Genomic DNA, 22,980 nt, shown 5'->3' on the forward strand with positions numbered 1-22,980 from the left:
TCTATTTGAAGAAGTAGTCATAAGCTCTTTTACTGCGAGGGAATGTGAGAGGTGTAAATGTGCTTAGACAACAAAAAATATGGACATAAAAAAAGCAGGATAGTTAGTCCTGCTTCTGTTCTATTAAAAAAAAATGCTATGATTTTTAAACCATAATTTCTTCGGCATCTAAAATTGCATCTGCGTTTACATTACCCAACAATACTGTTTCTTCACTTTCCATTTGTACTACAAACGCTTCTTCCATAGCTTGAAATTTTGGTGCTACCATATCCATATCCTTACTGATTTTCTGGCTTGTGATCTTTGCATAAATCTGTGTGGTAGAAATATTTTTATGCCCCATCATTTTGCTAAGGCTTTCAAGCGGTACACCCTCAGTTAAAAACATTGTAGCGAATGTATGACGTGCCGTGTGGAACGTAACTTTCTGTTCTGTTACGATTTCAGCTTCCTCAATCAATTTCTTTAAATGGGTATTACAGGTAGCATTGGACGGAACCGGAAATACATACTCATTTCGAGTAACACCCCTGTACTTTTCAATAATACGCTTTGGGATTTCTAGTAAACGGACGTTCGAGGCAACATCTGATTTTTTTCTCCTGCTAATGATCCATTGGTGGCCATCAAAGAAGGATTGTATATTACTCCATTTAAGCTTTTGAATATCAATATAGGAAAGCCCTGTGAAACAACTGAAAATAAAGAGATCTTTTACAAGCTCGTATTTAGGCTTAGAAGATTTTAGAAGCATCAACTTTTCTACATCTTCTTTTAAAAGGTAGCTACGGTCAGTCTCCTGCATACTGATTTCATAGTCTTCAAAAGGATTTTGACGGATCAGACCTTTTTTGATAGCCAGATTCGCCAAAGCGATGACAGGCATGGTATAAACCCAGACGGTATTATGTGTACATTCCTTATCAATGCGGAGAAAAAAGTCAAACTCTCGAATGAAGTCGGCAGTAAGTTCCCGGAAAGCCATATCTTCTCGGTGATAACGTTCCTTAATAAACTCACAAAGATGTCTGTAAACAGTTTTATATTTATTATAGGTGTTCTGAGAACGCTTGCCTTTGCTTACCATTCTTTCAAATTCCTCATTTTGGTCCTTGAAAAATTTAAGTATAGCATCATCCATGACACCAACACCTAAAAATGATAGTTTTACTTTTTGTGATGTAGCAAAACCTTCATCCTTGAGCATATCATCGTAAATCTTGTTGATACGCACCCTGATATTGTCCAATTTGAGATTGGTACTTAATGCCGGAGCACTCTTTCCTAAAACCCTTCCGTGCTTTAAATCCCAGCTATCAGGGTTAATTTCTAATTTAGCCGAAAATGTTTTTGGGATTCCGTCAATAGTAATTCGCCCCATGATGGGAACATTACCGTTCTTCTTTGGCTCATTTTTCTTCAAGTAAAACAACAACTTGAAAGTGGATCTTTTCACTGTCTCCATAACTCAATTGTTTAATGTTTAAAATTAACTATCAATGAGTTATAAGGAATGATGAAAATCGAAGCAAATAATTGAATTATAATCACTTAAAGATTGGCTTAGCTGTTTTAATCAGTAATGATTTAGTAACCTAACCCTGTCTTTTTTAGTCTAAAACCTAACGTACACCAACTTCCAACCTTGTACTGCTTTTTTTATAAACCGCTGTCTAGTAACAGTTTTAACCGTTTTGCTTATTTTTGTCTTTATCTAGTATTTTTTATGAAAAAAATAAAGTGAAATATGAAGGAGCAAATATAGGCTTTCATATGCTGCAAATGAAAATATGTGATATATTATTATAGTATTGAATTCTAGGTCTTGTTATTAACGAATTTAAAATTATAAAATTGAACTCCTTACTTTTTTTAATTATCAATGGTTCTAATTTAACGTCCTTTTTTGACGTGATAAGAGTATATACAACCCCAAGGTGAATAGTTTTTGAAATAAGATAAGATGTCAAACCAAAACCAATCACTGTAATAGATATCAAAATAGGTTTTGCCCATTTAGTATTAATCCTGTAATAGTCAAGTAGTCTAAATGCTACTATATTAGCGAACAACGAGGGTATAGAAGCACCAATGAGACCTATCATCATATATGCGTTTCTTTAAAAACAGTTTCTAGGCTTACACCCCCCATAAGGCGATAGATGGCAAGTGCTATTAAAAATAACAATATAGTACGTCCCCAGTGCTTAAAAATATATGATCTGGACTTGCAAATAAAATCGGCAGTGCTAGTTAAGCAGCTTTTTTAATTTTTTGCTCTTTGTTATTAAATTGCTCAATTGTAAGATTTCCCAATGTGGAGTGACGACGTTCTCGATTATACCAGATTTCTATGTATTCGAATAATTCTGCTTTCATCTGATCCTTGGTAATCAACTTATTACCGTAAATCTGCTCGGATTTTAGCGTTTTGAAGAAGCTTTCTGCTACTGCATTATCCCAGCAATTACCTTTTCTACTCATACTTCTTGTTACGATTTTATAGGAATCTAACGTGTTACTAAATTTTTCACATGCATATTGTACGCCACGGTCCGAATGAAAAATTAGACCAGGAGACAGTTTACGGTGCTTAATTGCCATTTTCCAAGCTGCCAATGAAGTTTCTTCAGTTTTCATCCCATCACTGATACTCCAACCAATACATTTGCGGTCATATAAATCCAGAATGGTGGTTAGATATAAAAAACCTTCTTTGGTATGGATGTAAGTAATATCAGATACCCAGACTTTTGAAGGCTCTGAAGCTTTGAAATTTCGGTCTAATACATTGTCCATTATTTTATGTGCGTGTTTTGAATCGGTTGTAGCTTTAAATTTCTTGCCTATTTTACTCTGTAGCTCCATATTTTTCATATACTTAGCGACTGTATTTCTAGAAACTTTAATTCCATCATCCAACAGCTCCGCAGTTATTCTAGGACTGCCATACCGTTGTTTCTTATCGAAATAAATAGCCTTTATCTTGTCCTCCAGATTGCTACATTTCCTGCTTTTTGTCTGTTGGGACCGTTTTTGCCAAGCATAATAGCTTCTAGATCCAACGCCCATAACTTTACACATCTTTTCAATCGAATATAGTTGTAGATGTTGCTTGATAAAACTATATATTACCGATCGCTCTTGGAAAAGATGCCTATGGCCTTTTTTAGTATTTCTAGTTCCAGTTCTGAGTCTTTAAGTTTTTTTTCCAAGAAACTAATCCGCTCTTGTTCTGGCGTTTGCTTCATATTTCCATTCCCAGGGAAACTTCCTGATCCAAACTCTTCTGACTCTTTACGCCACTTATATAATTGGGCAGCAGAGATTCCCAACTCACGAGCTAGCTCAGAAAGATTTTTCCTGTTTTTACTTAATTCAACTGCTCGCTCTTTAAAAATGCGATCGTACTTTTTACGGACTTTAATCATTATTTCAAAATTAAGATATTTTATTGTTCTTAACTTGATCTGCCGACTAAGTTAGCAACTCCAATCTGTTCATTTCTTACCTTAGATCAGTTCTCTTAAATTTTAAAAGTACTCCAGTAACTAACGCTGATAGCGAATAATACATAGTAAGATCCTCTAACATGCTAGGGTCAATTAATAAAGTTGTCAATGTAATTCCAGCAACTGTTACAGATATTAAAATAAACTTAATCCACTTTAAACCGATATTTCGATCAATAAGCAAGTAAACTGCTAAAAGGTAGACTATCAATGTTGGGATAGAGAATATAGCGCTAGCAATTAAATAGACTATAAACCAAGTTAATGAGTCAATGGTTTCAGAAATAGTTGAGAATGCAAATCCCGAAACTAAAATCAAGATCGTAGTACCAAGTAGTAAGGTACTACCCCAATGCTTAAAAACATATGACCACCTCATCTAATAACCTCCCTTACTCGGAATCACATGCCTTACACCACCTCTAGGGTTTTCCATATCTCCAACATAACGCGGGATTAGATGGCAATGAAAATGAAATACCGTTTGGCCGGCAGATTCACCGCAGTTCATGCCGATATTGTAGCCATCAGGAGTGAACTCAGATTCAACTAAAGATCTAGCTAGGCCAATCGCATTATCTAAGTCAGCTTTTTCTAAAGGAGTCAGCTCGAAATAATCTGTACGAAGTTCCTTACTTATTATAAGTGTATGGCCTTGGCTAACTGGAAATCCATCACGTATAAGGAAGAAATGTTGTGTTTCTCCGATTTGTTTATCTGTTGGTAATTCTAAAAAGTTTTTAATACTACTCATGGCTAAAAATTTCCTGGCAGTTCAATCCAAGGTTCCCATTCATGAATGGAAGAGGAGAAAGCTAGATTATACTGCGCTTGCAGAAAGATACGTCTTTTTTCTTTTGTCTTGCCGGTTTGATTTATAATTGTTTCGGCAAGAGGATGTTTGCTTTCTATGTAAAACTCATTTCGGTTATACAACCGTTCTAAGTATCGTCGGTGTGGTACCCGCGAACTCTTGTCACCATTGATCTTTGGATCAGCCAAAACCAGATTCCAGATACCATTAATATTTGCTTCCTCGGCAATATGAGCTTTTTTGTTGAGATGCGGTAGAAAGTGGTCCACTTCACAGATATTCTCCGATCCTTTGTTTACAAATATATCTTGGTAGGAGTAGAAACACTTCCCTTTTTGGTAACCGTTTAATGCATCTCTGACAGAAGTGATATCAATCCGACGCATAAATGAATCAACAAACAATTCCTGTTTTACAGAATCGTGTTTGACTTCTAATAGGTGGGGATTTATTTGGAGGTTCCAAGCCGTTTCAACCAGATTCCAACGCGCATCAACTTCCTGCTCCAAATTGATAAATTGTAGAGTCTCTTTAAGCTTATAGATATTGTCTGTAAGAATTATCTCTTTCTTACTTTCAGCATAGTTTTTTTGATAAAATGGATCTTTGATAATGTCGCCATTTACATTTTGAAATGCATCAACAACATTCACAAAACCGTATTTAATTGTCGTTTGGATCAACTGATCTTCACTAATCCGGCCAGCAATAAAATCCCGACAAGCATTTAAGAATTTGCTAGAAGAAGAATTACCTTGCTTATCACTTTTTCGTAAATGATCAACAATATTCTTGGAGAAGGGCACTGCTAAATCTTCCAATGACAACGACGATTTACCAGAAGGCAGTAGCTCGATTATTGCTTTTGCGAAGGCAAACTTATACGTTGCCGAGTTTTTGCCAAACAAGATAATCGCTCGCCATTGCGATTCGAGACTGGGATCGTTAATTTGGAATTTTGTAGACATATTGTTTGTCTTGGTATTCTCTTGGATTATTTGTACTGTTTTCTAGTGTGTCAATTCTTTTACTTATTTTTAGCGTATGAATGACAATCAAGCATCGGGTTTTTTTATAGCTATTTTTTGCATTGTACTTGGATTTATTATGAAAAAGTTCGGACAACCTTCATATTGGTATAACAGACCAATTGCTCTAGGAATATTTGTTATCTTTCTTGTTCTTTTTGATGTTTTTTTTAATAAATCATAAGTTTTATATCTAAAAAAGAGTGACAATATTATTTTAAGACTTTCTTTCTTATCTATTATTTTCCTATTTCTTCAATCAACTCCTTCGCAATCGGAATATCGGCGGGAGCAAGCTTCCAATTTAATAGATCGTCAACTTCCACCCACTCAAGCAGATCATGATCTGTGGACTCTGTTGCTATACTTTGAGTCTTGCAGATGAAAGAAATCAATTCGATAGCACCGTTATCATAATGATGTACAATGTCGAAAAAGTGTTCTATGATTTCGACCTTCAAGTTGAGTTCTTCGATCAATTCTCTAAGCAAAGATTCTTCATACGATTCACCATCCTCAACCTTACCACCTGGAAATTCCCAATATCCGCCTAGCGACTTCTCTGGTTTTCTTCGACAGATCAGAACGAGATCATCTTTGAATATAATGCCACAAACAACTTTAGTTATAGCCATGATCAATTAGTTGATAGTTTTGGTTTTTAATAATTGAAGTAATTCATCCAAGCTTAATGTCTTATTTCGTCGTCTGTGAATCATGGAATGGCAGTTGGGACATAGGACAATCATATCCGTTCGGGGATTTACCTCTCGTTCACCTTCACCATTAGATAATGGTTTGGTGTGATGTACATGTATAAATCCTGCTCCCCATTCTCCATAAGCTTTTTCGAAATTGAATCCGCAGCCCATGCAATTTAACCCATGCATTTCTATGGCTTTTTCACGAAGCCTAACATCTCTTTCATATTTCGTAGAGTAAACCAATTTGAGTTTACCTTCTGAGCTGGTAAAGGATTCAGAGATTTCTTGCTCACTATCGTTGGTCGCATTGAAATGGTTAATATCTGATAGAGTAACTATGTTTTTAAATGTTTCTTCATCAATAGGACAAACCCCATCACGCCAATAATTACTAAGTCTTGAGGTCGGGATTGTCTCAATAAATTTTCCATTTTGTTTAGCTAAAACAGGATAGGAGAAGGGGTTGAAATTAATTATATCGGCATAATAATCGCTTTTCTCCGAACCATTATCTTGCTTAAGTTCGCCAATCTCCGCAATTCCAAAATAATGAGGATGACGAGTCATTCGCTTTGAAGCAAATGAAGAATCTTTCATTCCACCTTTATAGTAAATGACGACCGTCCCTTTTGTCAAATATTTTAAATAACGTTTAGGAAAATGATATTCTCTCCCCGTATTATCGTTCCATTGCGATACATCGTTTTCGGTGATGACAACGTAATTCATTGAATATTTAAATCAAGTTATACATTGGGAGGAGAAGGGAAATTATTATCCCTAGGTCTAACAGCTTTCACAATATCTCTTAAAATTTCATTTTGTTCGCGCAGTGCTGCGGTGTGATCGCGTTTCGCTATTAGATATTTGCCGAGGAGACTTGATAGAACAAGGTACAGCCCGAAAAGACAGATGGCAATAAATCCTCCGTAAATAACGTACATTAATAATCCGATTGATAACATAGTTTTTAGTTTAATTGTTAATGTATTTTTGTTTTAATGTGTTAAGCATTTGTATTATTTGCATACCTATTCTCAATAAACCTGTATGTCTCGTCAAAAATGATATCTATTCGTAAAAAAATAATTCTTTCAAGCATATCAAGCCTATTCATTTCTTCGTGAATTCTAGTAAATTCATATTTCACTTTATCGAATTCAAAATTTGTTAGATTTATAGATGGAAACTGTCGTAAGAGATGAATTGACGGATGAGACAAAGCCGGTATGTTAGGAACGATGCTATTGCCAATTATGAAATAATAGACAATAGTATTTTTCTCAAATTTCCATTGATGTAAATGTCCGGCAAAAGCAAAACAAAGTTGAAATTTACGTTCACTGCATCCAGAAGAATAGTCATCTTCATCTGAGGGAAATAGAAAGATATAACAAAAGTTGTCGATTTCATTATGTCCAACTATTATTTCGTCGGTTTCCCAAATACCACCGGAAAATCCCTCTATTGGTATAATTCCAAAATCAACCTGTCCCATACTTACTCCAGATACTTTCTTTGTCATTTCATCCTCTATTTAGTTTTTCCTCAAATTCTATTTACTCTTTGATCTGACGTCAATTACTCCATAATACTTGGTTAAAGTTGCTAAAGGGTCTAGCCCTAGGCTATGAACAAAGTTTAGAACTTCTTCAATCGGGGCTTTCTTTTTGTTGTCATTCACATACTTAGAAATTTTACCTGTTGGGATATTCGTATCCTGTTCAACATTCTTTCTCTGGAAAGTATAGGTTCCAAAAAGCTGAGCAGCAGGAGATAGGCCGTTTAGTTTGTTAATAAGAATATTTTTTGTTTTTATTGGATATATTCGATCTATGGTTGAATTGAATTTATCTTCGGGTATGCCAGAAAGATAATTGGCGACATAAATTATTGGAAATACTTCATCTGTATAAGGTATTGCGGAGGCTTCATGGCTCAATGCATTGATCCTATCTGGAGTAATTCCAGTAATGTTTGATAATTTTGATTTATTTATTTTAAGCTCATCTAAATACGCGCCTAGTGGTGTGTTCATAATTACAGTATTTTTTTATACGACATTTGGTTTTAAAATTTCCATTTCTCGTATATATTCCTTATATTTGTGATAGTTATTATAGCGACATAATTGAGAGGCCATTGAGCTTCTTTTACGATTGTCACTCATGAACGAAACCGTCAAATTCCACATGAGTAGATCGTGAGCTCGCATCCTATTGGATTTTATTATCTTTGTATATATTTAATTCAATAGAGCGATGCTCATGTAAGTCTTCTGTGGACCCATAATCTCGATTATGGTGGCTCTTGACGGTGCCAGTTCAGATGCTTTGGGTATCGTTCTATTGGTTTTAATCCAATTTCACTTTCCCGAACTTCTCAGAGTGTGATCGTTTTTATAACCAAAACGATTATGACAAAACGATTTAAACACCGCCAAAAATGCCAGACTTACCTCAAGGAAGTAAGTATTCGGTTTTCCAATTTAATTCTAATTAGTAAGATTATTCGGGCTCCAGAATAATCAGGTTAAACAATATAAACCAAAATAGGGGATAGCGGCATCCGCATTATAGTTCGTGCCGAATCGGTATGCACTAGCAAGGCCCTTAGACTAGGTTTCCCGATCTGTATAAGACACACTACACCTTTAATTTTGTGTAATTAATAAAATTGCTCTTACGAGACTTTAGACACCTTAAATGTAGCATTTTTATTTTTAAACAGCAAATTTAAAAACTATAATTCTGTATTGTAAATCTATATTATAGATCGGTTTTTTTTTTCTTTCCGAGAGGAAACGCCATAACGACCCCTATTGATGACTTGTAACTAACTTTTTGGCGTTTTGCGGATTCGTTAATTTTTTATTTGTTATACATGTAGTTTTTAAAATAAACTGCAAATGACAACCCTTTTTTAATGCAAAAAATTTGCAAATGGGGAAGCTATGCTCTTTTCAAAATATGGAGTAGGGCTGAAGTCATCTTTATTGAACCTATAAATGAACCAAAAATATTTAGATCTGCTACCATTTGAGCTAGCATTTTATGATATATATCTTGAAGGATATGATCCATTGAAAACAATCAGGGACTTTTGGGCCCATTATTCTATTGGCGAATGCCATGAGCATATCAAAGAAGTGTATGAAAGTTTTGTTATGAACAGTGACTATATAGATGTAACCGATCAGAATAAGAAGTACGAATTTTTTATCGTTTTACTTCGCCTAATGATCGCTTATTTTATGGTACACTACCGAAAGATAAAAATTGATGATCTAAAGTTGTTATTTGCCGAGTCCTCAGATAAAATAGATACTGATTTTATAATCAGAAAAAGGATTCATGAATTTTTTGACCGCGTGAATAAGCAATTTTAAACAATAAGCAGATGACAAACAGATCAAATCTGATGGCTGCCTTATTGGATAAGGTAGCCCACCAAGCATCCGTAAAAGATGCTGTAAAAAATAATTTAAAAAAAGTGCAGCACGCGTGGGATAAAAAGTACTCCCTCAGTTGTATAGTATATAGTCTTCGGCAGATGACGTCGGTATGTACCCTTATACCTATGCCTAAGACTATAAAAGGAATGTTTCATATAAGGGCAATTCTAATCCTGTCCCTTATAGTTCATATGTTTAGTTTATTAGCTCAAACGCCCCGCAAGGACAGCGGGGCGGAAGGGTTGATCTCCATCAGCGGTACCGTCGTATCGTCTATTGACGGTAAACCGATTCAAGGTGTCTCCATCCGCGTCGAAGGCGAAAAGGGTAGAGGTTCTACTAAAGTTGATGGTTCCTTTTCACTACACGTCATCAATCCCAAAGGTACTGTTTCGTTTTCCCATATGGGATTCAGTCGCTTAGAGTTATCCTATGTCGCAGGGGTATCAATGGCTGTTCAATTAATACCATTGGAGAATCAATTGAACGAAGTAGAGGTGGTGAGTACCGGCTACCAAAAGATTCCAAAAGAACGAGCCACAGGCAGTTTCGTGCAGGTGGATAATAAAACTTTGCAACGCAATCCAGCAATGAATATTTTGTCGAGGTTGGATGGTGTTACAAATGGTCTGTTGCTTGATGAGAATGCTGGTAATCCTGATGGGCTCAGTGTTAGAGGCCGCAGTACGCTATTCTCAAATACGCGTCCACTGATAGTAGTCGATAACTTCCCTTTTGAAGGTGATCTTGATAATATTAATCCCAATGATATAGAAAGTGTAACCGTTCTTAAAGATGCAACAGCAGCATCAATATGGGGTGTGCGGTCCGGAAATGGCGTCATTGTCCTTACAACAAAGAAGGGTAAAACGAAAACGACAATTGATTTTACTTCAAATTTCCTGATCGCCAAAAAGCCTAACTTGTTTTACCAAAAACAGCTTAGCTCGAGCGAATTTATCGATTCGGAAATCGATCTTTTCCAAAGAGGCTATTATGACAAGGATATCAATACGGTCTATAAAAATATTTCACCAGTCGTCAGCCTGCTCGAAAAGGTGAGGTCCGGGAATTTAGATATGGATGTGGCAAACGCCGAAATTGATAGATATAGGGCCGTAGATGTGCGTGACGAGCTGACTAAATACTTCTACCGAAACAAAATTCAAAATCAGCAACAACTTAGTATTACAGCTGGTTCTGATCGGGTACGAAGTCTCATCTCTTTGGCTTATGATCGTTCCTTGAGCGAAAGTGCGACAGCCGACAATACACGTTTAAATATCCGCAATAACAACCAGTGGAATATAATAAAGGACTATCTGCAAGTGAGTACCGATCTCTGGTATGTGAAAAATACCAACACAGAAAGTAATGCGTATGGTTATACTCCGTTGTATCCGTATGAACGACTGGCAGATAATGAACGGGCACTGGAAGCCGCCACAATGAGCACGTTAAGAAGATCGTATACAGATACCGTCGGTAATGGCTACTTGTTGGATTGGAAATACCGGCCTTTAGAAGAAGTGCAAAATGGCTTGACACAATATCGGGGTATAGATCAGCAGCTCCGATTTCAATTAGGCATCAGCTCGAAGATATATCGTTCGTTCAAAATTGCTGCTGATTATCTGATGAGCAACAATTGGATCGATAACAGCACCTTCTATGATCAACGGTCTTTCTATACGCGTAATTTGGTCAATCAGTTCTCTCAGGTTGATCTTATTACTAAAACTGTCGCTCGGCCGATTCCTTTGGGCGATATTTTCGATTCAAGTGAGACAAGAATGCAGTCTCACTATGGACGCGTGCAGCTTGATTGGGATGAACGTTTAGGCCGATTGCATCGGATTAGTGGCCTAATTGGGATGGAATGGCGTAAAGATAAAAGTCTTTTTCACAGCCCCGGATCTTTGTATGGCTATAATCCAAAACTGGAAAGCTACTCGGAAGTTGATATTTTCAGTTCCTTTCCACTTTACCACAATGGAGGTTATTCCATGATCAGCAAAGGGGGCGGCCGTATTCGGCAACAGGACAATAACCGTTCTTGGTATGGTTTATTTTCTTATTCGTATCGTGACAATTTTACCTTAACGGGTAGTATTCGTAAGGATGAATCTAATCTATTTGGTGTCTCAGCCAATCAGAGGGGTGTCCCGCTTTGGTCTATGGGGGCTTCCTATAATTTTAAACAGTTCCTTAAAAGCGATAAACTGGATTACTTAAAAATGCGAACTACCTATGGTTACAATGGTAACGTCGACAAAAGTACCACGGCTTATCTAACCTCAAAACTCTATAGAACCACAAATTTGTGGGGAAAGCCCATGGATGTCATTTTAAACCCGCCCAATAGTTCGCTGCGTTGGGAGCGCGTGCAAAACTTAAATTTTGGAGTAGACATTAGCCTCTTAAAAGGTAGAGCCGGAGGTACGGTGGAATACTTTCAGAAAAATGGTAAAGATCTAATGGGGCAGAGCCCCGTTGCACCACAAGTGGGTGTTGGTGAATTTTATGGAAACGTAGCGCGTACATCGACTCATGGTGTGGATGCTCAACTTTGGTTGAGTTGGTTTGAAAAGAAGGCAATTCAGGTAAGAACAGATCTTATTTTTAATCAGGTCAAAGATAAAGTGACGCGATATTATAGGGTTCCCGGAGCCAATAAGGATATTGTTGCTAGCACGGGCATTGTTCCCATAGAAGGATATCCTATTAATACATTGGTGCTATACCGATTTAAAGGTCTTGATTCGGAGGGTAATCCGCTGGGCATAGTGGATCATGTTATCACGGATGAGTACAATGCCATTATCAACAGTAGTGATAGGCAAAGTATCAATTTTGTTGGCTCTCGGCTTCCGACAAAATTTGGCAGTCTCCGGCATACGGTCTCGTTTCAAAACTGGGAGCTTTCTTTTAATATCGTTTATAAACTTGGGTATTATCTGAAAAGACCTAATTCCTTTAATTCCAACGGTCTTATAAGTGGAGGCTATCGATTTGCTGATTATGACCAACGCTGGCAGAATGCTGGAGATGAAAACCGGACCACCGTACCAGCATTTGTATATCCAGCTAATGTAAATAGAGAGAGTTTTTACCAATATTCAGACGCCTTAGCGGTGAAAGGAGATCAGCTGCGACTGCAGGATATCCGGATTTCCTATGCCTTTGCACCCTTCACGCGATACCGATCTTCAAGATTGCATCTTTATCTATACTGCTCCAACATTGGGCTTTTATGGAAAGCAAACGATCAAGGGCTGGATCCCAATTTCTTATCGGGTTATCCAGCTCCCTTTGAAACAACGCTCGGTTTGAAATTTAACCTTTAAAAGTATGAAAAAATATATTTTAATAACCGTCCTGCTGGCAGTTTTAACGGCCTGTTCGAAAGGATTTCTCGAAGAAATTCCAAATAGTAACATTTTGACACCCGAACAAGCGGAGGATTTTCAGCGGCTACTGGATAATTCGGAACAGGTTGGGGTAACGGGTGTACTTCCCCAGTTGGCTGCTGATGAATATTACATCAGCACGGAAAAGGATTGGCTGGCTTCTGCTACAGCGACGGAACGAAATTCGTATATATGGGCCAAGGATATATTTGGAGGTGAGTTGGAGATTAATGACTGGAACGCACCATACAAAAGTGTTTTCTACGCTAATAATATCATCAGCGAAGTTGAAAAACAGTTTAAGACAGGTGAGTTGACATTTGCATTACGTGATATTTATGGTCAGGCGCTTTTTCATAGGGCCAAAGCCTATTTTGATTTGGTCAAGAACTTTTCGGTACCTTTTGATGCACTGACGCAGCATACTGATCTTGGCGTCCCCATTCGGAAAGACCCATCGATAGACTATACTTCGCAACGGGCTACAGTAAAGGAGTGCTATGACTTTATTTTTGATGACCTCAGTAACGCTCTCACCTATCTTGCTTATGATACACCCTTACCCGAACGGAACAGGGCAACCAAACTGGCAGCCTTTGCACTACTATCTAGGATCTACCTGTATAGACGAGAGTACGATAAAGCGGAGCAGTATGCGGATAGCCTGTTAAATCGCTACGATAAGTTGATCGATTATAATAAGGTTTCGCAAACGTCGAATACCCCATTTACAAAGACAAATGATGAACTCATCATGTATGGCGCCACTGGCGTGTATCGAAATTCCGGTCAGATCAATAGCACCCAAACGGTTTTCGTGGATAGTACGCTGATAAAAATGTATGCTCCAAATGACTTACGCTTATCGATTTATTTTATCAACAATGGGGCCGGAAAGTATACCGTGAAGCGTGGCTATAATGGCACCGGATTAACACCTTTTAATGGCTTTGCCGTCGACGAAGTTTTGCTCAATAAGATCGAGTGCCTCGTGAGGCGGGGCGAACTCAATCAAGCTTCATTATCGATGGAGCGATTGCTGTTAAATCGCTATAAAACCGGGACATATACTCATGTGGCCTTTGCAGATCAACAATCGGCTTTGCAATTTGTGCTCCAAGAACGACGAAAAGAATTGGTATGGCGTTGCCTGCGCTGGGACGATATCAAGCGTCTCAACAAAGAGGGCAGAGGAATTGTGCTATCGCGCAAATTAGAAGATGCCGTTTATAGACTTGAGCCTAATACACCGGGCTATATATTTAATATACCTCAGGATGAAATTAATAGAAGTGGAATAATTCAAAATATACGATAATGTTAAAATTAAAAATATTGTTTATGTTGTTCTTTGCGTTTGGAACAGCACTTTTCGCACAAAAGTTAACGATTAATGGTAAAATTGATAAGGAACTAAAAGTTGATTCATTCCTCTTTAGGTATGCGACTAATTTTGTTGATCAGGAGAATTTGTATGGTAAAGGAGAAGAGGTAAGAGTGAAAGTAAAGCATGGACGGTTTCAAATAGACCTCGATAATTTACCCGCGACATTTTATGCTTTTATCCGGTTGCCAAAGAATTATTCGAAAGATATTTCCGACGATTATAGATTGATCGGGAATAGTGGAAATTTCTTAATGCTAAAAGCAGATAACCCCATGGAAATGCAGTTGTATCAACATGGGGTATCTTTCTCGGGAGGGCAAAAATCCTCTTTGGATTGCCAGTTAGAGCTATTCAGACTAAAAAAGAAACTGAGCGATAGGCTTATTTCCCAAAAAAATAGTTTCGGTTCTTTTGATGAGAAAACTACGGAAAAGCAGATCAATGACTATTTGAGTGCCTATAAATCAATAAACCTAAATGCATGTTTAGAAGCTAAGAAATTGGTGACCTCATACGCTCAGCTTCTCGATACGATGACTGCAAATACCCACTACTATGATTTTATTGGACGTACAAAATGGGATGAGATCAATCATATTAACTGGTTGGTGGATTTCAGTCCAGATAATGTGCGATCGTATGTGGCGAGGTATTACAACAAATATTATACGGATGAACAATCTTATGGGGATCCGAAAAGCTATCGGGGGACATCGAATGAATATCCGAAATTCTTAGCTTATAAGGCTTTTACAGATCTGATGCAAACAATGGCTCCGCTGGGTAGACGCATAAAACCAAATGTTGCACTTGCTGACTTACTCATTTCAGAGCGCTATCATGGTGCTTTGTACGATCAGGTTGCATTTTCATCTTTATTGATACGTGGTACGAAAGAGTATTTAGATGATATGTATCTCACCAGTCTAATGGGGAATATGAAAAATGATGATTTTAGGCAGTATGTAAGTGATTTGAGAAAAAAGCGAACAACACGAGCGCAGTCATTTCAGTTTAAATTGGAAGACGAAAATGGAAAAATGGTGACCAATGCTGATTTGAAAGGGAAGGTGGTCTTGTTGGATTTTTGGTTTACAGGATGCAGGGGATGCCTGGCGCTGCATAAAAATATGAAACCTATAAAAGAACATTTCAAAAATAATCCCAATTTTAAATATGTCAGTATCTCGATCGATAAGAAAAGAGAAAACTGGTTGAATTCATTGCAAAAAGGAGAGTATACTGATAAATTTGATGTAAAACTCTGGACTGGCGGACAAAATGATAAACATCCGATCATTCGCTATTATGAAATAGGTTCTTATCCGACTATGATCTTGATTAGTAAAAATGATGATGTGGTGGCTATGAATCCGCCTAATCCATATACCGAAAAGAACAAAAATGCTTTAATCAAAATGATCAGTGAGGCTTTGGAGGAATAGATAAAAGGGGAGCGAACTCCCCTTTGTTGTTAAGGAATATAAACTCCTTTATCATCATTCATGGGCTCAATTAAGCCTGCGGCATGAAGTGATGATGCAGTTGAAGCGTCAAAGTTGTCAGGAACAGTTCCAGGTGTGCTGGTGCGTCGCCAGGCACAGTTCTGATCGCTTGTTTCCTGGCAGTTGTTTGGATCATATTCCCCTGGAGAAGTGAGTTTTTGGTAGCTTCCAGACGATGAACCATTTACATAAACCTCTCCAGCGAATTTAGTTGTTTTAACCGCTTGTTGAGTAAAAGACTGCGTCAATATCGCGCCGCCTATTGTTGCTACACCCAGTAGCAATTTCCCATAATTTTTAATTCTTTCCATGGGTTTAAATTTTAGAATGTTTAACTTTTGTTCTCACCAGGGCAAAAATTCCCGCTATCACCCAGATGATATTAAAGGCGATATGCGTTTTCCAGCCCATCGATTCGATTACACCACCACAGTGACAAAGCTTATGCTCCACAAATTTGACCATCAAGCTGAGGTAAACAGTGAATAGGATCATCAATACAGTCGAAGCCCATAGGGCAGCCCGCTTAATCCAATACACCGGGATAACCAATAAAATCGCAAGCACAATCTCCAACGAGGGGATGCCATAGCCGATCAACTTCGCGTACTGACCTAGATAGGGGATCTTGCTATTACCCTTGATAAAAGCGGCCATGTTCATAAACTTAGCCCATCCCGTGTACATGTAGATAAAGGCATAGCCATAAATGATCACTTCAGGTAAGTGACGATAGATCCAGCGTGCACCCGAGCGGATTGAACTACCGCGTTTAGGGGAGCTTGCCGGCCGATCCTGTTGATATTCGTATGTATTGAAGTGCTTCTCCATAAGCGCTTATATCGTGATGATGTATCTTTTGTTTGTTGTTCTACGGAGCCACCTGCACCCAACAGACGGATTTCCTGGGTAGCCTTGCTGCTTAACGACATTGCCGGAATAGCGCAAATTTTCTTTTGTACTGTCTCATAATCGTGTTTTTTATTGGGCATTTCGGATATCGCTTAGCGGTACCTTGACTTGCTTCAACCAAGCTTTAGGATGCTGACCTGCTTTATCCGACCTGCTATTACAAAGTTGCACTACATTTTCTGGTAAATGTTGGGATTTTGACCACAATGTTTTGGGTTTTCGATCGCAAATTATTGCGATCGAAAACCCAAAATATTGGTATAGCATGCCCAAGAAATTGGGTTTAACTTATAGGTAGAATGGGATCTCTGCTAGCGTATTCCCAGCAGCAGCAATAAAAAAGAGTTGCGACCCCTAAAACATATCGCTATGAAAAAGGTTACCAAATGCTATAATGGGGTATCAATACAAAAGGTAACTTAGATTATGTATCAACGCTTAAGGATTCTTGCTTCGCCACTTTTTATTCTTTTTCTTGGCCTGCTGCTCGTGAACGACTTTTATTTAAAAGCGGCATTTCACAATGTGCTGACAGGAAAGATTTCCGATTTTAGTGGGCTTTTTATTTTCCCTATTTTCTGGTCGGCTATCTTTCCCAAACGGAAAGCCTTCATTTTTATAGCCACAGCAGTGCTATTTACCTTTTGGAAAAGTGAATATTCGACGGTGCTCATCCAATGGATGAATCCTTATTTTGGTATAGGACGAACAGTCGATCTGTCCGATCTCATGGCATTGCCCATGATCGGCTTGGCCTGGTTGTATACAAAGAGCGAATCCCGGACTGCCATCCCGCCCGCGTTCATGCTGCGCCTAAGTACTTACCTGATTGGTATGGTGGCTATGTTCGCTTTTTGTGCCACCACCCAGCCGCGATATATCCAAGCTTTTGAGCAACCGCAGTATATCTTACTAAAGCATCCGACACTCAAGAATTTTGAACCTTACTATGGATTTCAATTCTATAAAAAAGATTCGCTGCTTGTTGTTAAAATAGACTATTTATATAGCAACAGGCCGGCCCGGAGCGATGATTACAATAAAAATAAAAATATCCAGCAGCTCGATCAGGACGTGTTAAGCATTATCGGAGATAGCGCAACGCGTATTCCTGCTGGAACAATCACCCAGCTCAGCATCCGCACGGAGGAGGGGACAGATTCGTTGCGATTTAATGGCGGACGCCTCGATGGACCATTGATCAGAACAAAAGGTAATACGCGGGTCATAGAAGGATTTTATAAGATGGGACTGGAAGATGCTACCTGGACACTCCGCGACAGTAGCAGTAACGATAGGGTGGTACAGACATTTGTCAACGGCGAGAAAACGCAGGTAAAGCAGTATAGCGGGGATAAACTCAAGTCCTCTTCCAAGGTAAACACACGTGCCGATACTATTTTCAATACCTATGTGCAATTGGCGATGCTGACTTTAGCGGTAGCCGCGATGTGCTTCCTATTGTACAGGAATAAGCGCACAGCAATACCTAAAGACCTAAAGCTCAGTTTCCTTTGGAAAATGTTGATATGCTTTCTATCCCCACTTGTCGTATGGCTGTTTTACGTCGGCATCATGCTTTTGCTGATGAAATACGATGAGGATATTTTTGAAGCTATAGCAACAGCTATGTTTATTTTTATAGCGGTCTGCCCATTGATGTTCATCATTGTTTTTGCGATCAAACTGGCCAAGGAAATTGATGTGCTCTGGTACTGTCTCTTGTTTGCGCTTCTGCTCAGTATCTTTAAAACCTATACTATGCTCGAAGCGCTGTCGAGCTAAACAGCGAGAAATAGCATCCAAGTTACCGCAATGCTTCGGTTACGGTAACTTGGGTATAGCTATTATCCTGCAGACATGGCTAAGGTAAGTTTGGCGTTAAATGTGAGACCGGTAGTGGTCAGCGCCTTTACAGTGATCTGATAACTCCCCGCTTTTAAATTGTCGCTTTTTTTCACGGTAACAGCACCTGTTTGGGCATTGACGCTAAACAGCTTTTCGCTATCGTCAAAGGCAACGCCATCTTTCTGTATCGAAACCAGTTCAAATGTCGATTTATAATTTTCGGGATACAGTGTGGGCGCTGAAGAGAGATAGCCATTGGACAGACCGATGTGGATCAGACTAAAATCGATGGTCAGGTTGAGGTCGGGATAATATTGGCCGAACAAAAATTTAATCTGCGGGATCAGAATCACCCGAAAGGTTGTGGAGGCCACAGGAAAGCCATCTTTCCGCAATTCGGGGCTGAGCTCGTAAGCCTTCTCCGCTTTCTTATCCGGATCGCCAGCATTTTTTGATAAAGTGATCTGCGTACCCGTTATCGAAGCGATATTGTCCTGCCCGCCAGCAGCAGGCAGCTGATAGGTGGCACCTGTTGTCGGTATGCCTTGGGGATCGATTTCAAAAGCAACAGATTCGTCGCCATACAGCACATAGGCGTAGGGTAACTCGCTGCCAGTTTTTAGCCCTTTGATCGCAAGGGTTCCCGCCGTTACAGTCAGTGAAAAGCTTTCTTTGGCCACCACCGTTCCATTGGACGCTTTGGCGATTACAGTGATTTTGTACGCGTCGGGGATGCGTGCGCTACCCGATTGAGCGCCATTGGGATAGAGTAGGGCGCTGTTGACAAGGATGCTGCCCTTTTCGCTATTATACTGAATAGCCTGCTGCATTTTTTCACGCAGCTTGCCGCCATTGCCCAGATTAACTTCTGCTGTTTGCGAAAAGTCAAAGCTGAAGTCTATCCCTGCAGTGGCAGAAGGGGCATTCGCTACTTTGATCTCATGCGTTTCGCCGTAGCGAAGGCTCACCGTTGCAGGTAACGCAAGCGAGATGTCAGCGGGGGTAGCTGCGTTCTCTTTTTTACAGGATGATGCCGCTCCGAGCGTCAGCATCAGCGCTACTGCCAGCGCGAGTTTTGTGTTGATGTGTTTCATGTGGTATAAAATTTTGACGAAGGTAATCATTGAAAATTATCAATGCAACAATATTGCATTTGATGTTTTCTTTTTTATTTTTGCAACGCAAACAGGAACAGGTTACATCATGTCGCACCATCAGAGACAACTTTTTTTAGCAGCACTGGGGCTATTGGCTACCGCAAATACGGCGCAGGCGCAGCGCAGACCCGCAGTGGACACCTTACGGAACATTACACTCCCCACCGCCGAAGCCATCGGCACAGTGTCGGGACATGGGCGAAAGACGAGGCTAGACCGCAATCAGTTGGAGCGTTTACAGGCGCAAACGCTCGGCGAAAAATTGAGCCATATATCGGGGGTTCAAAACGCTTCGTTTGGTCCCAATTCAGGTGTGCCCATGATCCGTAGCCTCAGTGGAAGCCGGGTTAGTGTGCTGTCCAATGGTTTATCCATCAATGATCTGTCGGGAATCAGCCCAAACCTCAACCCAAATTTCGATATGGACAATCTACGCGAAATAGAGGTTTACAAGGGGGCCACGAGCGTGCTCTTCGGCGGAAAAGCAATTGGCGGTGCAGTTAATGTCAAAGACAATACGATTCCGGCAGTGCGGGTGCAAGGTGGAATTTCCGCTCAGGCCAAGGCCGAGTTGGGCACCAATAGCGGCAATAGCCAGTCGCTTGCCTTTGATACCAATGTTGGAAAATATGGGGTAGTCCATATCGGTGGCATGCGGCTCGCGCACGGCAACCTCAAGATCCCGGGCAATACCAAGGCCCCGATAGCTTACGATCCGAAGATCGATCATTTGACGGCCGATATGGCGCAGGTCCATGTCGACCGCGAAACAATCCGCAACCTGACGCTGTATCCCTATCTGAGCCAGTTTGTGATCGATAATCTAAACGACCCCAGGTGGGGCTTGTCGGAGGCCGACCTGTATACCTTTGAAGATTACTCATTCATTAACGGCGAAAAGGTGCTAAATCCCCGAAATAACAAATATATCGCTGGGCAGGATCCCAATACGCCCCTGTATACGGAGGTCGTGCATGGCATTACCGATTACGCTCCTGTCCAGCGTGGTGTGATGCCCAATAGCCATGCCGCCAAACAGGCGGTCAACGCCGGCGCCAGTTACATCAGGGACAACTTTCAGGTAGGCCTCGGACTTTATGCCCTTGAGAGTTATTACGGTATCCCGGGATTTGCACAGCGCAATAAGCCGGTGCATAGCCATACCCCCACAACATGGACGCCGATCTATGAACCGATAAACACGCGCAGCTATTCCTATGCCTGGCAGTTGGAATCGGCTTATCAACCCAAAACACGGCTCATCCCCGAGGTCAAATTGCAGTATAGAGGTGAGTCGTCCGATGATCGGGAGCTTCTGGGCAGGTATCGGGTTAATAAATTTGCCAGTGCCCGTCATGCGGTTCGATCGGAAATAACCCAACAGTATAGCCGTTTTTGGTCTGCGGTGAGTGGAGTAGATTTTTCTATTGCGGCTATAGAAGGGCAAGGGGAGCGGCGTTATATACCCAACAATTTAAGTCGGGAAGGCGGGATCTTTACCCTGCAGACCATAGATTTCAAACCAATGGCTGTTCATGTAGGCTATCGGCACGATTGGGTGGCCCGGCGTACCCTGTCCGATCCAACTTACCAGCGGAGCAGGGGCTTGGCCGGAGGGAACTTTTCCAACAGGGATTTTAAGTTAAACCATTTTTCGGGTGATATCAGCTATTCCATTGCCGACATGGGCTATGTACAGGCAACCTATACACATGCCGAACGTGCACCAGGGGTAAATGAACTGTATGCCGGTAATGACCATTTTGCAATCTTAGTGGAAGAAAATGGAGACGATCGTCTCGCCAAAGAGAGCGCCAATGCTTACGAGCTGTCCGGTGGTATACACTATGGCGGATTAAAACTCTCGGCAACGCATTACCGCAGTTTTTTTACCAACTATCTCTATCTGGCGCATACCGGTCTTTCGCGGTCTGGAGGCTTTTTAGTGAAGGAATGGCGGGCATCAGACACCGAGATTAGGGGCTGGGAGCTTATGGGGAGCTATACTTATGCATGGACGACAGAAGGCCATGTGGAATTCAATACGTTCGCTGATCTGGTCAAAAATAGAAACACCTCGGACGATAGCATGCGCAAGTGGGCGGAAGGAGATTTTATGCCCAACCTTCCTACCAGCAGGTATGGATGGGCGGTGGCATTTCGCTATAAGAAGTTTGCCGGCAACGTTAATTTTGACCGGTATCTGAAACAGCGTTATTTAGGTAAAAATATCAATATTGAACCACCTATGCCAGCCTATTCCTTGCTATCTGGTCAATTAGGTTACAAGGTGAATCTAAAAAAATATGAATTTGTCTATTTTATTTCTGGAAATAATCTATTGAATATGGAAGCACGCCCGCAAAATTCCATACTCAAATATCTAGCTCCGCTACCGGGACGTAATATTTCCATCGGCGTGAAGCTTAATACGCCCTATCCCGCATCATCCGCCGGAGCAGCTCCATACTGATGCCCATAAATTGAGCGAGCTCCTTCTGCGTAATGTGGGCGAGGAGGTTCGGATAATGATCAAAAACAAAATCATATTTGTCCTGATTATGCAGCGACAGCAGTTTGTGCCGATAGTCAAGATAGCGCAGCTGCTGATCCTTGAGGTGGGCGTACAGGTAAAAAACCTTTGGGTTGTAGGCATTGATCGCTTCCAGTTGACGGAATGAGGTGCGGAACGTCTGGCAATCGCTCAGCGCGACAAAGCGATAATTGTGCTTTTGATTGGGGATCATCAGCGATTCGCCGGCAAGGGCATAGCGTACCGGACAGGTCTTTTCATATTTGCCAAAAATTCCCTCGGTAATCAGGTACAGATCGCCCCAGTCGTTTATAAGATGCTCACCCTTAACGAATTTTTCCGCTTCCAAGAGTGAGGATAGCTCAGGGATATCATACTGCCAATGGGGAAGGATATCCTTAAAAAAAGGGTCGAGCTGCGCATGTTTACTTCTCCTCATATGTAAGCGTTTTTTCGTTTTGCCTGTCTAACATGGATCAGCAATTTATCAAACTTATAATCATATCGCAATTTTTGGGAAATAAAGGTATTCAATAGGGTTAAATAGACTATATACAGGGATGAATAGGAAGCGTGTGCCTGAACTATTGCACGATAAATCTATTCGTCCCTAGAAATTACTTTATTTCCCATTACTTCTATAGATAAAATGTAATGCACATATTTGTAGCGTTGACCCGCGGTGGTCCAAAGAAATGCCGAGCAGATAGGAA

19 protein-coding genes are annotated in these 22,980 nt (G+C 40.2%); 6 read left to right on the plus strand and 13 right to left on the minus strand.

Annotation, left to right across the window (positions count from 1 at the left end; all coding sequences use genetic code 11):
- Positions 1-145: 145 nt before the first annotated feature.
- The 9 genes from VXM68_RS14385 to VXM68_RS14425 form a co-directional block, all read right to left on the minus strand.
- Positions 146-1,468: a site-specific integrase gene (locus VXM68_RS14385; RefSeq protein ID WP_367209124.1), complete on the minus strand. Its 1,323-nt coding sequence runs from the start codon at positions 1,466-1,468 to the stop codon at positions 146-148.
- 788 nt (positions 1,469-2,256) lie between these two features.
- A protein-coding gene (locus tag VXM68_RS14390; protein WP_367209125.1) for an IS3 family transposase occupies positions 2,257-3,434 on the minus strand; the annotation gives its coding sequence in 2 pieces (ribosomal slippage) (positions 2,257-3,176 and positions 3,176-3,434; 1,179 coding nt in all).
- 460 nt (positions 3,435-3,894) lie between these two features.
- Positions 3,895-4,269 (minus strand): HIT family protein, encoded by a 375-nt coding sequence (locus tag VXM68_RS14395; protein ID WP_367209126.1) that lies wholly within the window; start codon positions 4,267-4,269, stop codon positions 3,895-3,897.
- A gap of 2 nt (positions 4,270-4,271) precedes the next feature.
- Complete coding sequence (locus VXM68_RS14400; protein WP_367209127.1) at positions 4,272-5,297, minus strand: hypothetical protein; 1,026 nt, start codon at positions 5,295-5,297, stop codon at positions 4,272-4,274.
- A gap of 299 nt (positions 5,298-5,596) precedes the next feature.
- A complete protein-coding gene (locus VXM68_RS14405; protein WP_367209128.1) occupies positions 5,597-5,992 on the minus strand; it encodes a (deoxy)nucleoside triphosphate pyrophosphohydrolase in 396 nt (131 codons plus the stop codon).
- Positions 5,993-5,998: 6 nt separating this feature from the next.
- Positions 5,999-6,790 carry an HNH endonuclease gene (locus VXM68_RS14410; RefSeq protein ID WP_367209129.1) on the minus strand — a complete coding sequence of 264 codons (792 nt, stop codon included), beginning with the start codon at positions 6,788-6,790 and terminating at the stop codon, positions 5,999-6,001.
- A gap of 17 nt (positions 6,791-6,807) precedes the next feature.
- On the minus strand, positions 6,808-7,026 hold the full coding sequence (locus VXM68_RS14415; protein ID WP_367209130.1) for a hypothetical protein: 219 nt from the start codon (positions 7,024-7,026) through the stop codon (positions 6,808-6,810).
- 41 nt (positions 7,027-7,067) lie between these two features.
- Positions 7,068-7,586, minus strand: coding sequence for a hypothetical protein (locus VXM68_RS14420; protein WP_367209131.1), 519 nt, complete (start codon positions 7,584-7,586; stop codon positions 7,068-7,070).
- Between the two features lie 30 nt (positions 7,587-7,616).
- On the minus strand, positions 7,617-8,099 hold the full coding sequence (locus VXM68_RS14425) for a hypothetical protein (RefSeq protein WP_293952404.1): 483 nt from the start codon (positions 8,097-8,099) through the stop codon (positions 7,617-7,619).
- Positions 8,100-9,068: 969 nt separating this feature from the next.
- On the opposite strand from VXM68_RS14425, the gene VXM68_RS14430 reads away from it, so the two are divergent.
- The 4 genes from VXM68_RS14430 to VXM68_RS14445 are packed head-to-tail and all read left to right on the plus strand — an operon-like array spanning position 9,069 to position 15,757.
- Positions 9,069-9,449: a hypothetical protein gene (locus tag VXM68_RS14430; RefSeq protein WP_367209132.1), complete on the plus strand. Its 381-nt coding sequence runs from the start codon at positions 9,069-9,071 to the stop codon at positions 9,447-9,449.
- A gap of 11 nt (positions 9,450-9,460) precedes the next feature.
- The gene (locus VXM68_RS14435) at positions 9,461-12,862 is read left to right on the plus strand and encodes a SusC/RagA family TonB-linked outer membrane protein (RefSeq protein WP_367209133.1); all 3,402 of its coding nucleotides are present in this window, start codon (positions 9,461-9,463) and stop codon (positions 12,860-12,862) included.
- Positions 12,863-12,866: 4 nt separating this feature from the next.
- Positions 12,867-14,243 (plus strand): RagB/SusD family nutrient uptake outer membrane protein, encoded by a 1,377-nt coding sequence (locus VXM68_RS14440; RefSeq protein WP_367209134.1) that lies wholly within the window; start codon positions 12,867-12,869, stop codon positions 14,241-14,243.
- Positions 14,243-15,757 carry a TlpA family protein disulfide reductase gene (locus tag VXM68_RS14445; protein WP_367209135.1) on the plus strand — a complete coding sequence of 505 codons (1,515 nt, stop codon included), beginning with the start codon at positions 14,243-14,245 and terminating at the stop codon, positions 15,755-15,757. The genes VXM68_RS14440 and VXM68_RS14445 overlap by 1 nt, the downstream gene beginning before the upstream one ends.
- Before the next feature lie 29 nt (positions 15,758-15,786).
- On the opposite strand, the gene VXM68_RS14450 is transcribed toward VXM68_RS14445, so the two are convergent.
- Both VXM68_RS14450 and VXM68_RS14455 read right to left on the minus strand, forming a co-directional pair.
- Entirely contained in the window at positions 15,787-16,128 is a 342-nt protein-coding gene (locus VXM68_RS14450) for a hypothetical protein (protein WP_307186700.1), read from the minus strand.
- Between the two features lie 4 nt (positions 16,129-16,132).
- Positions 16,133-16,648 carry a MauE/DoxX family redox-associated membrane protein gene (locus tag VXM68_RS14455; protein WP_367209136.1) on the minus strand — a complete coding sequence of 172 codons (516 nt, stop codon included), beginning with the start codon at positions 16,646-16,648 and terminating at the stop codon, positions 16,133-16,135.
- 507 nt (positions 16,649-17,155) lie between these two features.
- Between VXM68_RS14455 and VXM68_RS14460 the strand changes: the two genes are divergently transcribed.
- Positions 17,156-18,514 carry a hypothetical protein gene (locus VXM68_RS14460; RefSeq protein WP_367209137.1) on the plus strand — a complete coding sequence of 453 codons (1,359 nt, stop codon included), beginning with the start codon at positions 17,156-17,158 and terminating at the stop codon, positions 18,512-18,514.
- Positions 18,515-18,576: 62 nt separating this feature from the next.
- On the opposite strand, the gene VXM68_RS14465 is transcribed toward VXM68_RS14460, so the two are convergent.
- Positions 18,577-19,545 (minus strand): hypothetical protein, encoded by a 969-nt coding sequence (locus tag VXM68_RS14465; RefSeq protein ID WP_367209138.1) that lies wholly within the window; start codon positions 19,543-19,545, stop codon positions 18,577-18,579.
- Between the two features lie 22 nt (positions 19,546-19,567).
- Between VXM68_RS14465 and VXM68_RS14470 the strand changes: the two genes are divergently transcribed.
- Positions 19,568-22,207, plus strand: coding sequence for a TonB-dependent receptor plug domain-containing protein (locus tag VXM68_RS14470; protein ID WP_367209139.1), 2,640 nt, complete (start codon positions 19,568-19,570; stop codon positions 22,205-22,207).
- Here the strand turns inward: VXM68_RS14470 and VXM68_RS14475 are convergent.
- Positions 22,161-22,706: a hypothetical protein gene (locus VXM68_RS14475; RefSeq protein ID WP_367209140.1), complete on the minus strand. Its 546-nt coding sequence runs from the start codon at positions 22,704-22,706 to the stop codon at positions 22,161-22,163. The genes VXM68_RS14470 and VXM68_RS14475 overlap by 47 nt on opposite strands.
- Positions 22,707-22,980: the final 274 nt, after the last annotated feature.

The sequence above is a fragment of the Sphingobacterium sp. R2 genome (assembly GCF_040760075.1).
Classification (GTDB): Bacteria; Bacteroidota; Bacteroidia; order Sphingobacteriales; family Sphingobacteriaceae; genus Sphingobacterium.